This window comes from Lysinibacillus sp. NPDC095746 (genome assembly GCF_044763535.1).
Taxonomy (GTDB): domain Bacteria; phylum Bacillota; class Bacilli; order Bacillales_A; family Planococcaceae; genus Lysinibacillus.
The window spans coordinates 25,587-37,931 of record NZ_JBIWGL010000010.1 but is presented as its reverse complement, the minus strand read 5'-3'; the positions used below and the strand labels follow the sequence as shown (position 1 = coordinate 37,931).

The following is a 12,345-nucleotide window of genomic DNA, read 5'->3' as shown; positions in this document are numbered from 1 at the left end:
CTCATATCAATTATGCCTCGTTAAGGTCACTCAGTCGTTGTTGTTGTTGCTGTCGCTTCGCTTTCGCACAGATAAAACCGTGTTGCTGTCGCTTCGCTTTCGCACAGATAAAACCGTGTTGCTGTCGCTTCGCTTGATCGCCACAGGACATGACATTCTTAGAACTGAGTTCCTCTATTAAAAAAACCCCTTCACTTATAGACAAGTAGAAGGGGTCACGTAACTCATACGCTAAACCGTTCTCTCATCTTTCAAAGATAAATCTTTGGGTGATTTGGCACCTTTTCACATTTGTGATGGTTGCCGGGCTTCATAGGGCACTTCCCTCCGCCGCTCTTTATAAGAGTTCGATATATTTATTGTTTTTTTAATATATTTGTTACTTTACCATGCGATTAATATTCCGTCAATTAATTTTTTAACAATTCATATAAATACGGTACAGATTGAAAGGCATAAACCTTTGCTGTCATTTCTCCGCCTTCATATACGAGTAAACATGGTACACTTTCGATTTTATTATCATAAGCTATTTGCTCTATAAAATTTATATTCGCTTTACCAATCTGTAGTTGTGGCAACAATTGTTCAACTACCATCATCATTTTCGATGCAACTGCGCACGTTCCACACATTGGCGTATATAAATAAAAGGCAGCTTTTTCACCGGACTGGATAGCCGCGTTCCACTGCTCTGTTGACCATTCTTCCATCTTTCTCACGCAACCTTACAAAATATACTCATTATGGATTGAGAAATGTGCACGAAGCAATATAGCCGCTAACACTTTCCTCGGAGTTGTCTCAACTTCCTTATATGTTGGCATCGTTCGTAAATGCTCAGCCTCTGGATAATGTCTGTCCATTAATGCCCGTAGCTTATTACCTGATGTATCTGCATCAAAAAATGTATAAAGCTCACAACCCTCATATGGATCGAGTAGCTCTTCTAATTGATGCACACCAATTGTACCATTTGTACAAAGTATTTTTACGTCTTCATTTAAAATAGGTTCGATTTGAAGTTTATCCGATCGGCCTTCGACAATTAAGCATTTTCCCTCGAACATCACGCCACCCCCATTTAGACATAGCCCTTATAATTCATTATATCAATAAACCTTGTCGTTGATACAGTTAGATACCTATTAATAAAGGAATATACTTGCATTTACTTCACCAACAATAGTGGGAGAATGCATGAGGATAATAAAAAAACGTCGGTAGTTTCCGACGTTTTTCTAATTAATTATGCCTCGGCATAATTGCGTCCGAAATCGACTTTGCGCTTAGGCCTGCACGATGGCCGACACGATGTCGGTCATTTCGGTAATACCACAAGGACGTGGCATTTTTACCGATGCAGGTCAGTTAGCCATCATCGCATGCATGCGATGATCTTAGGCTAACATCCTTTAAGCACTCCTTTCCGATTCCGTGACATCCGCCGGAGGCTGTAACTTCTTGTTGCTAATGTTTAGGCACCTGCTGTAATAAGCTAAAGGCTTGTCTTATTCTGCAATCATTTCTTCGTATTGCTCAGCTGTCATAAGCTTATCAATTTCTGAAGCATCAGCAGGCTCTACAACGATCATCCATGCTTTTTCATATGGTGATTCATTAACGAATTCTGGGCTATCTTCTAAATCTGCATTTACTTCAACTACTGTACCTGAGATTGGTGCGTATAATTCAGAAACTGTTTTAACAGATTCTACGCTACCGAATGGATCATCAGTTTTGATTTCGTCGCCAACTTGTGGAAGTTCAACGAAAACGATATCTCCAAGTTCAGCTTGTGCGAAATGAGAAATACCGATACGTACTTTACCATCTTCTACTTTTACCCATTCGTGCTCTTCAGAGTAACGTAAGTCTTTAGGTGTGCTCATGCAAAAACCCCTCCATAAATATGTAATATATTCATTTTCAGTGTGCCATACTTCTACCATAAAAACAAGAATCAATTATGCTCATTCATCTCAAACCTATAGAGGTGAAGACTTCTAACCTGACGCTTCGCTTTCACTACATACAACCTTTACTGAAACAAGTTAAAAGCGTCATTTCCAAGCTTGCTCAAAATCTGATTCTTTAAACCCTAAAGTAACTTTTTTTCCATCAGTTACTATCGGACGTTTAATCAACATACCATCTGATGCCAGCAGTTCAAGCTGCTCCTCTTCAGTCATTGCAGCGAGTTTATCCTTCAAGCCAAGCTCTCGATATTTCATACCAGAAGTATTAAAAAATTTCTTTAAAGGTTGTCCACTAGCTTGCCATAATTTTGATAATTCGTCCTTTGTAGGTGGTTGTTCGACAATGTGTACCACTTCGTATGAAACCCCATTGTCATTTAGCCATTTTTGAGCTTTTTTGCAAGTAGTACATTTCGGATATTGAATAAATTGAATCGTCATTTATAGGCTCCTCTACTATCATTTTTAGGAACTACCTTTTCAGTGTATCCCTCATTTTCTGTAGTATACCATCATAACTGTTACGAACCAAAATGAAACAATTATTACTCATAGCGAGTGGTTGATTTCCGTTCCTGCTGGACGCTTTGTTGCTTTCGCTTCGCTTTCGCACAGAAAAAACATTTGTTGCTGCCGCTTCGCTTTCGCACAGAGCAAAGCTTCCTGGGGGCGTCCGATGAGCCGCTTCGCTGCGCTGCAGGGTCTCGGGCCAACACGAGGTTGGTCACGAAGGCGTTATCACAGGATGTGATGGTTTTAGCCTTCGTTCCTCTATCGCTGATCCCCAAGGAGTCGCCCAGCCTCCACTACAATCAACCAATCCATATATCATGTGTTTTCTTACATATTTCTCTAATTTGATGTAATAAAATCAAACTTTAGCTACCAGTATTTTATCGTGCGAAAGCAATGCGGCAGCGGCAAATGTTTTCTGCGCGAAAACGAAGTGTCAGCTGCAATATCATAATCATAAAATTTATTAAAGTTCTACAATATTGTTGATTGGAGTGGAAGGCTACTCGACTCCCGTGGGAAAGCGAGACAGTCGAGACCCTGGACTGAGCGAAGCGAAGGAAGCGGCTCGACGCTCGTCCACAGGAAAGCGAGTAGCCTGGAACGGAAATCACCTCCCCATTTTGCAAGAGCTATACTATTATTTCCAAAAAAACCTAGCTATCACATCTCTGTGGATAGCTAGGTTAAAGCTGTCATATTAAACTACAAATTTTTCTGCTTCAATTAATTTAACAGAAGCTTCGCGTTTCTTCGCGATTAAGTTGTATGGGTTGTTACGAGTTAATTTACGGAGCGCAGACAATGTCATGCGTGCAGCGTCGCCGTCTGCTGAAGCAAGAATCGTATCTTTTGCCTCTTTTTCAATTTCTGCGAATGCTTCTTGGCAGAAGATTTGAGTGTACAGTAATTTTTGATGCGCTTTTTCAACACCGTCACGAGCAATCGCTTTTTCTGTACGTAATACAGCAGATTCCATCGCGAATAATTGGTTTGCAATATTAGCGATATTCACCAATATTTCTTGCTCTTGATCAAGCTTCGCGCCGTAGCGTTGTGCTGCTAAGCCTGCTGCTAATACAGCAATTTTCTTCGCATTTTTCACAAGATATTTTTCCTGTGCTAGTGGCTCTGTGCCTACATCTTCAGGCATTAGCATAAGAAGCTCTTGTTGTAAGTTTTGAGCAACTTGTAGCAATGGCAATTCACCTTTTAATGCTTTCTTCATAAATGTACCTGGTACAATCATACGGTTAATTTCATTTGTACCTTCAAAAATACGATTAATACGAGAATCACGATAAATACGCTCTACTTCGTATTCAGCCATAAAGCCGTAACCACCGTGTAATTGAACCGCTTCATCTGCAATGTAATCTAACGTCTCAGAACCAAATACTTTAGCAATAGAACATTCAATAGCATATTCAGCAATTGCGCCAGCAATCACTTTCCCTTGCTTTTGCTCATCTGGGCTTAGCTGACTTAAACGATCCTCAAATAAACCTACTGTACGATAGTTTAATGACTCAGATGCATATAATTGCGATGCCATTGTTGATAGTTTTTCTTTTGTTAAATTGAAATCAGACAGCTTCGTTTTAAATTGCTGACGTTGGTTTGTATATTGAATGGCAAGCTCTAACGCACGCTTCGAGCCACCAATTGTTCCAACACCTAATTTATAGCGCCCGATATTTAAAATATTGAAGGCAATTACGTGTCCGCGGCCCACTTCACCTAGTAGATTTTCCACAGGTACTTCTGCATCTTCAAGCACTAATGTACGAGTTGAAGAAGATTTGATACCCATTTTCTTCTCTTCTGGTCCTACTGAAACGCCATTGTAAGCACGCTCTACGATAAATGCCGTGAATTTATCACCGTCGATTTTTGCATAGACAACAAATACATCCGCAAAGCCTGCATTTGTAATCCATTGCTTTTCACCATTTAAAATATAATGTGTCCCTGCTTCATTTAACTTCGCAGTAGTTTTTGCACCTAGTGCATCTGAACCTGAACCTGGCTCAGTTAATGCGTAAGCAGCAATTAATTCACCTGACGCAAGCTTCGGTAAATACTTTTGCTTTTGCTCTTCATTTCCGAAAAGTACGATTGGTAAAGAACCAATACCTACGTGTGCACCATGTGTAATAGAGAAGCCGCCAGCAACAGACATTTTTTCTGCGATTAATGCAGAAGAAACTTTGTCTAATCCTAGACCCTCATATTCTTCAGGTACATCTGCGCTTAATAAGCCGAGTTCACCTGCACTTTTTAGTAGACGAACTGAATGCTCAAATTCATGGTGTTCTAAATTTTCAACGACTGGTAACACTTCATTTGCTACATACTCTTCAGTTGTTTTAGCAATCATTTTATGCTCATCTGTGAAATCTTCTGGTGTAAATACACGATCTAATTCCACATCTTCAATAATAAACCCGCCGCCTTTAATGAAATCCGTTGTTTTTTCTGTCATGTTAAATTCCTCCCTATTTATCTATTATTAGTAGCTTTAATCCCCAATATATAGAAAAGCTTGAAGCACTGTGTTCGGAGGCAACCGGAAACGCTGCACTCCAAGCTGATCTAGCAACTATCTCTATTTCTTTGAACGTTGAATTATAAAATTTCAAATACCCCAGCAGCACCCATTCCGCCACCAATACACATTGTCACGACGCCATACTTCTTACCTTGACGCTTCAATTCATGAATAAGCTTTAATGTTAGAATGGCTCCAGTTGCACCAAGTGGGTGACCTACGGCAATTGCTCCACCATTGACATTTACTTTATTTTGGTCGATGCCTAAATGACGTACGACCTGTAAGGATTGTGACGCAAATGCTTCGTTAATTTCCCATAAATCAATGTCATCAATTGCTAACCCTGCAATTTCAAGTGCTTTTGGTACTGCCACGATTGGTCCAATACCCATCACCTCAGGAGGTACACCGCCAACTGCAAAGCCTAAAAACTTCGCCATTGGTGTCAGCCCTTGCTTTTCTGCTTCCTCACGATCCATTACAAGTACTGCTGCTGCACCGTCCGAAGTTTGAGAGGCATTACCAGCTGTAACACTGCCCTTAACATGGAAGGCTGGACGAAGCTTCGCTAAACCTTCTACAGATGTACCTGGACGTACACCTTCATCCATGCTAAACGTGAATTTTTTCACCTGTGGCTTGTTGTTGTCATCTACATAATGCTGCTCTACTTCGATTGGTACGATTTCATCATTGAACTTACCTTCTTTAATCGCTTTTTCTGCAAGCTCATGTGAACGAACAGCAAATGCATCTTGATCTTCTCTACTTACATTGTATTGACGTGCCACTTCCTCCGCTGTGTGCCCCATCCCCATATAATATTGGGGAGCAGTTTCTGCTAGCGTTGAATTTAAGCGAGGTGTATTACCTACCATTGGCACCATACTCATAGACTCGACTCCACCAGCAAGAATCGCCTTAGAATGTCCTAGCATAATACGCTCTGCTGCAAAAGCGATTGCTTGTAAACCTGATGAACAGAATCTATTAATCGTCAGCGCTGGTGTTGTATCTGGTAACCCAGCAAGCGCTCCTATATTACGTGCTACGTTCATGCCTTGCTCAGCTTCAGGCATAGCACACCCTAAAATTAAATCGTCAATCGGACCTTCATAGCCCGCTCTTTTTAATGTTTCTTTGACAACAACCGCTCCAAAATCATCTGGTCTAACTGTTGCTAAAGAACCCTTCTTCGCTTTTCCAATCGGAGTTCGTGCTCCTGCTACAATAACGGCTTCACGCATGTATTAATCCCCCTTTGTTTCATGTGCAAGTATGGTTAATTTCGTATTATCAAATATGCCTCGGACATAATTGCGTCCGGAATCGGCTTTGTGCTTAGGCCCGCTTGATGCAGTTTAGTTAGCCGCTATCGCATGGATGCGATGATTTTAGGCTAACATCCGTTATTAACGCCTTTCCGATTCCGTGACATCCGCTGGAAGCTTTAGGCCAACAGGTTGTTGGTCACTCAGTCGTTGCCACAGGACGTGGCGTTCTTAAACTGAATTCCTCTATTTCAGCGGACGTGGATCCCCGCTGAAAAGTGACTTAAATTCGCATTCATCTCACCACCTATAAAGTTAGGAGACTCCTGCTGAAAGAAATTAAATTTAGTTACGCAGTGGTTTACCCTTTAAAAGCATGTGCTGCATTCTTTGTTGAGATAAAGGTTCTGCAACTAAGCTTAGGAACGCCTCACGCTCAAGGTTTAATAAATATTGTTCGTCTACTAATGTGCCATACGGAACTTTACCACCAGCAATGACATACGCTAATTTTTTAGCTATTTTTAAATCATGTTCACTAATATAGCCTGATTCAAACAATCCTTGCGCACCGATTAATAGCGTACCGTAGCCTGATGCACCGACTACAGGAACTTTCGCAGGTACAGGTGGTTGATAGCCTGCCTCATAAAGCGCTAGTGCAGCTTGTTTTGCATCATATAGTTGATGATCTGGGTTAACAGAAATCCCATCAGCAAAGTTTAAGAAGTTATTTTCACGTGCTTCTTCGCCAGACGTCGAAACTTTTGCCATCGCAACTGTTTCAAATACTTTATTAGCAATATGTTGATAGTCTACCTCAACACCATTTGGTAGCCCTTTGATGAATTTTTGGTAAAGTGCCTTATTACCGCCGCCGCCAGGAATTAATCCTACGCCGACTTCCACTAAGCCCATATACGTTTCCATTGTTGCTTGAATATGTGCAGCTGGTAAGCAAACCTCTGCTCCTCCGCCAAGTGTCATAGCAAAAGGTGCCGCTACAACAGGCTTACGAGAGTATTTAATCTTTTGCATTGCATCTTGGAATGCTTTAATAACGAAATCTAGCTCAAAAATATTATCATCCTGTGCTTCTACTAAAATCATTCCTAGATTCGCACCAACACAGAAGTTTTTCCCTTGGTTACCGATGACTAAGCCTTTATAGTTAGCTTCTACTTCATCGACTGCAAAGTTAATCATTTGAATAATGTCTAAGCCAATTGCATTTGATTGGGAATGGAATTCAAGTAAGGCAATTCCGTCACCTAAATCTATTAAGCTAGCACCTGTATTTGATTTAATAACACCGTGCTTTTTCTTATAGCGTTTTAAGTTTATTTCTTTTTCATTAACCGGCACTTTTACATATTCAGAGCCATTATAATACGCTAGATCACCGTCAATTTCCGAATAGAAAGTTTCAAAGCCGCTTGCTAACATATCTTTAACAAATGCCGGCACTTCACGACCTTCAGCCTCCATTTTAGCTACGGACTCTTTGACACCAATTGCATCCCATATTTCAAATGGCCCTTGCTGCCAGCCGAAGCCCCATTTCATAGCATTGTCAATCGCAACAATATCATCAGCAATTTCACCGTGTAGCTGTGCGGAGTAAATTAACGTTGGAGCGAAAATACCCCATAACAACTCTCCTGTGCGATCTTTCGCATATGTTAGTGCTTTTACTTTATTGGCTAATCCACGAGTTTGTTTTGCCATTTCAATAGAAGGTGTTTTTAATTTTTTTGCTGGGCTATATTCAAGTGTGTCTGGATTAATTTCAAGAATCTCTTTACCTTGCTTCAAGAAGAACCCTTGACCTGATTTTGCTCCTAACCAGCCGTTTGTGACCATTTTCTGTAGGAATTCTGGCACTGCAAATACTTGCTGCTCTTCACCAGTTGTTTGATCATAAACGTTTTTCGCTACATGGATAAATGTATCTAAACCAACAACATCCAGCGTTCGGAATGTTGCAGATTTTGGACGACCGATTAGTGGACCTGTTACAGAATCTACCTCACCAACCGAATAGCTACCCTTCATCATTTCTTGTAAAGTAATTAGTAAACCGTACGTTCCGATACGGTTGGCAATGAAGTTCGGTGTATCTTTAGCAAGTACGACACCTTTTCCAAGCACATCTTCGCCAAATGTTTTCATAAAGCTTACAACCTCAGGCGCTGTTGTGTTTGCCGGAATGACTTCAAGTAATTTTAAATAGCGTGGCGGGTTGAAAAAGTGAGTTCCTAGGAAATGCTTTTTAAAATCCTCTGAACGCCCTTCTGCCATTGCATCGATACTTATGCCAGATGTGTTAGAACTAATAATTGTGCCAGGCTTACGTACAGCATCAATTTTTTCATATAGACTTTGTTTAATCGCTAAATTTTCAACGACAACTTCAATAATCCAATCTACATCTTTTAATTGCTCTAAATCGTCCTCAAAGTTACCAACCGTTAGTAGTGATAAATTTTTCTTAGAAGTAAGTGGTGCTGGCTTTTGCTTTAATAACTTTTGAAGCGCTCCGTTAACGATACGATTTCTTACAGCAGGATGCTCTAAGGAAAGACCTTTCGCTTCTTCCTCTTTTGTTAGTTCCTTCGGTGCAATGTCTAATAATAATGTTGGAATACCGATGTTTGCTAAATGTGCTGCAATTCCAGAACCCATTACTCCAGAACCTAGAACAGCAGCTTTTTTAATATTGTAAGTCACAAGCAATTCCCCCTTATTCTCCCATTGAATGAATAGCCATTCATTTTTTGGCCAAAAAAATTTCAAGTTTGCCTTAGTGTATTTTTGTCTAGATCATTTTACGCGTAATCTTTGACATACGACTGAGGCTTATCTTCATTCAGCTACCATTTTGGATTAGAGGTTAATATCTTCTGCTGAATAAAGATAAAACTACTTTTTCTGTTTTTAGTTTAGATTATTTTGTCTGATTTAGCAATCTTTTTTCACCAATTATTTTTTCGATATACAACTTTTTTTGTTTTTTACGAGCGAAAACATAACAATAAGTAGATAGCGATAAATCCAAACAGAAAACTTTCAGGTTGAGGAAAAAATGTGTAGAATGGAAAGCAAGGAGAGTGAAATACTAATGAAAACAATTACAACTGCTGAACAATTTAATGAACTGATCTCAGGTGATCAAAAAGTTCTAGTGAAATTTTACGCTGGATGGTGCCCAGATTGCACACGCATGAATATGTTCATCGATCCAATTATCGAAGAGTACAGCCAATATGACTGGTATGAACTTAACCGTGATGAGCTTCCAGAAATCGCGGACAAATATGATGTAATGGGTATTCCAAGCCTACTAATTTTCCAAAACGGTGAAAAATTAGCACACTTACATAGTGCAAATGCTAAAACACCTCAGCAAGTTATAGAATTCTTATCTGCTCAACAATAATTAACTAGGCTAAAATAGCAAAGTGAATGTAGAACAGCTTAATATGTGGCGAAGCGAAGCGTCAGCCGCAAGGACAGAATTTTTATCTGCACAAAAAATAATGGAAAAACGAGCTGCATTTCTTTTTGAAATGCGGCTCTTTTAAAAAGGGGATTATGATGCGCCAGCAACTGTCGCTACTTGGAAAGTCTCAATATGATGCATCCATTTCACCAAAATACCATAATTCAGCTTGTGGTCCTACAACTGTACACGTAGTCTTAAATTATTTAGAAGATCAAGCTCCTTCGGTAAATGAGCTTTATAAACTTCTCGGTGGCACCAAAATCGGGTTATTTAAATGGCGTCTAATTCGCAATCTGCGCCAGCTTCGTCCGACATGGAATATTCGTGACTGTACGTTAAAGGAGGCTATGCAGGAAATCGATGCAGGTCGCCCTGTCGCCATACGCTTTGACCGCTATTTCAGCTTAAATTGGTGCGATAAAAAATCTGCTTTCGCCTATCATTGGGTCCCCCTCATTGGCTATGAAATACGCAATGATGAGCTATGGTTAATATTCCATGATAACGGCGGCCCTAAGCGTGAAAGTAAAATTCGAACGGCTCCTTTTAAAGATAATGAAAAAGTGTTGAGCTTCGTGAAAATTACACCGAACTAAGTAAGAGCGTGCCTGCAATGTTAGACACGCTCTTTTTTCATCAATAACCAAGGCTTATTTACTCTTCTCAAGAATAACTTTTAGAACTTCTGCAAAAACATCCATTGATCTATACGTTTCTTCTAACGTATTATCTATACCTCCAACTTCTAATAATACTGAATTATCATGGAGTTCTTGATTATAAGTATTTTGGGGATCAATCCCTTTTTCTATTACACCTACGGATAGTCCCGGATATAATTTTTCTAGTTGTTCATGAAGCTGAGTGGCAAATATTTTATTCGTTTCATAGTTTCCACTCGTTTTTGATACGACAAATTTAATTCTTGCGTAATCTTTCCCTTTCATTTCAATTGTGGATTCACTTCTTTTTTGAGAATCGCGATGTATATCAAAAACCATGCGGATGCTGTCATTTTCAGCTAAAACTTTCTGTAAATTTTCTCGTGACACTTTATATGAATCTGGAAAGTATGAACCCCTTTGTTTTAAGATTCCATCTATATCTGTCTCATCATGAATTGAATTAATATCCATTTCTTTTAAAGCTCTACTTAACTCTTTACCTACCAGTATTACATTTTTAGTATCACTATACGGTAGCTGCTCTTTATACGCCCGCTGTTCAGGAAGCTCCGGGAAAAATGATTCCCTGTTATGTGATTGATAAATATATACCACAGGTTTCTTTTCTTCCATTGCATAAGACAATGCCCCCCTCCCATCACTATGGGCTACCTTTGAAACTATGCCACTCCCATTTAAAGAGATTAGCCATGAAAAAATAAATGCACAAACTAAAACACCGCTTGTAATCACAGAGAATTTTGTGAAGATCCTTTTTTTACCCAAGCTTCGTGCTCGTTGTCTAAGAGTATTTTCAGTTGCAGAAACAAATTCCTTTCTAGGATGTTGAGGGTACATTTCTTTCAGCATGTCAAATAAGTCTTTTTCATTTTGCATTTGTCAAAACCCCCTCTATTTCAATATTCAGTTTTCTTTTAAGCTCTTTTAGGGCTCTATGATAATCAACTTTTACTTTCGCCGCACTACATTGAAGAATTTCCGAAGTCTCGTTTATGGAAAATTCATTAATACCTCTAAGAATGACTACTGCTCTATAATTAGGTTTTAATTTAGCGATAGCTTCATGAATAAATTGTTTTAATTCTGTTACCTCAAATTCCTCATCAGGTTTCTTTTCATTCGAAGATAACTGATTAAAAAAAGCGTCCTTAAATAGTGAGGCAAACCTTTTCTTTCTGTAGTGATCTATTGCTACATGTTTTGCGATTGAAAAAATCCATGTTTTTAAATGATAGTTACCATTAAAATTCGATAACCCTTTTAATACCCGAATAAATACTTCTTGGGTCAAATCCTCAGCATCATTTTGATTTCCCGTAAAACAAACAAGAAATCTATAAACGTCTAAGTAATACAAATTGTAAATTTCAACTATTCTTGATTCTAAGTTATTTGAATCGATCAATCTTTCCCCTCCTTTTACTTATTTGCTTATAATTCGTTTGAGGTTCGGAAAAGGTTACAAAATTTTATATAAAAATGCTCATCACCATAAAGTGTAGTTAATTTCCGTTCCGGCTGGGGGCTTTGTAGCTGACGCTTCGCTTTCGCAACAGAGCAAGCAAGCTTCCCGAGGGCGTCCGCCGAGCCGCTTCACTCGTGCTGCTCGCTCAGGGTCTCGGGCAAACACGATGTTGATTACAAAACGTGATTACAGGACGTGATGGTTTTAGTCTTCGTTCAATCTATTGCTGAGCCCCAAGGAGTCACCTATTTCCACTCCAATCAACCCATGAACATGGCATATTTCACTAAATATTTACCTCAACATTTGGTGATGAGACATAAAAAAGCAGAGCATAATTCTATACTCTGCATTAATTACCATGATGTATGT

Annotated in this window: 12 protein-coding genes and 1 riboswitch; of the genes, 2 read left to right on the top strand and 10 right to left on the bottom strand. The window is 39.4% G+C overall.

The window, feature by feature from the left end:
- Window positions 1–10 precede the first annotated feature (10 nt).
- The 8 genes from ACIQ7N_RS09425 to ACIQ7N_RS09390 form a co-directional block, all read right to left on the bottom strand.
- Window positions 11–205: a hypothetical protein gene (locus tag ACIQ7N_RS09425; protein WP_402931571.1), complete on the bottom strand. Its 195-nt coding sequence runs from the start codon at window positions 203–205 to the stop codon at window positions 11–13.
- A gap of 36 nt (window positions 206–241) precedes the next feature.
- A riboswitch (SAM riboswitch) is annotated at window positions 242–346 on the bottom strand.
- A gap of 64 nt (window positions 347–410) precedes the next feature.
- Window positions 411–713, bottom strand: a complete 303-nt coding sequence (locus tag ACIQ7N_RS09420; RefSeq protein WP_132361833.1) for a thioredoxin family protein — start codon at window positions 711–713, stop codon at window positions 411–413.
- Window positions 714–728: 15 nt separating this feature from the next.
- Window positions 729–1,070 (bottom strand): toprim domain-containing protein, encoded by a 342-nt coding sequence (locus ACIQ7N_RS09415; protein WP_132361835.1) that lies wholly within the window; start codon window positions 1,068–1,070, stop codon window positions 729–731.
- 441 nt (window positions 1,071–1,511) lie between these two features.
- Entirely contained in the window at window positions 1,512–1,892 is a 381-nt protein-coding gene (gene gcvH / locus ACIQ7N_RS09410; protein WP_132361837.1) for a glycine cleavage system protein GcvH, read from the bottom strand.
- Window positions 1,893–2,063: 171 nt separating this feature from the next.
- A complete protein-coding gene (locus ACIQ7N_RS09405; protein ID WP_402931569.1) occupies window positions 2,064–2,420 on the bottom strand; it encodes an arsenate reductase family protein in 357 nt (118 codons plus the stop codon).
- A 772-nt stretch (window positions 2,421–3,192) separates the two neighbouring features.
- Window positions 3,193–4,977, bottom strand: a complete 1,785-nt coding sequence (locus tag ACIQ7N_RS09400) for an acyl-CoA dehydrogenase family protein (RefSeq protein WP_402931567.1) — start codon at window positions 4,975–4,977, stop codon at window positions 3,193–3,195.
- Between the two features lie 143 nt (window positions 4,978–5,120).
- Complete coding sequence (locus ACIQ7N_RS09395) at window positions 5,121–6,293, bottom strand: acetyl-CoA C-acetyltransferase (RefSeq protein WP_402931565.1); 1,173 nt, start codon at window positions 6,291–6,293, stop codon at window positions 5,121–5,123.
- Between the two features lie 369 nt (window positions 6,294–6,662).
- Complete coding sequence (locus tag ACIQ7N_RS09390; protein ID WP_402931563.1) at window positions 6,663–9,047, bottom strand: 3-hydroxyacyl-CoA dehydrogenase/enoyl-CoA hydratase family protein; 2,385 nt, start codon at window positions 9,045–9,047, stop codon at window positions 6,663–6,665.
- 364 nt (window positions 9,048–9,411) lie between these two features.
- Here ACIQ7N_RS09390 and ACIQ7N_RS09385 point away from each other — a divergent pair, with 364 nt between their 5' ends.
- Window positions 9,412–9,756, top strand: coding sequence for a thioredoxin family protein (locus ACIQ7N_RS09385; protein WP_132362090.1), 345 nt, complete (start codon window positions 9,412–9,414; stop codon window positions 9,754–9,756).
- A gap of 158 nt (window positions 9,757–9,914) precedes the next feature.
- On the top strand, window positions 9,915–10,418 hold the full coding sequence (locus ACIQ7N_RS09380; RefSeq protein WP_402931703.1) for a C39 family peptidase: 504 nt from the start codon (window positions 9,915–9,917) through the stop codon (window positions 10,416–10,418).
- A 54-nt stretch (window positions 10,419–10,472) separates the two neighbouring features.
- On the opposite strand, the gene spoIIP is transcribed toward ACIQ7N_RS09380, so the two are convergent.
- Both spoIIP and ACIQ7N_RS09370 read right to left on the bottom strand, forming a co-directional pair.
- Entirely contained in the window at window positions 10,473–11,384 is a 912-nt protein-coding gene (spoIIP, locus tag ACIQ7N_RS09375) for a stage II sporulation protein P (protein ID WP_402931561.1), read from the bottom strand.
- Window positions 11,374–11,913 carry an RNA polymerase sigma factor gene (locus ACIQ7N_RS09370; protein ID WP_323656100.1) on the bottom strand — a complete coding sequence of 180 codons (540 nt, stop codon included), beginning with the start codon at window positions 11,911–11,913 and terminating at the stop codon, window positions 11,374–11,376. Before ACIQ7N_RS09370 ends, spoIIP begins: the two co-directional genes overlap by 11 nt.
- Window positions 11,914–12,345 lie beyond the last annotated feature (432 nt).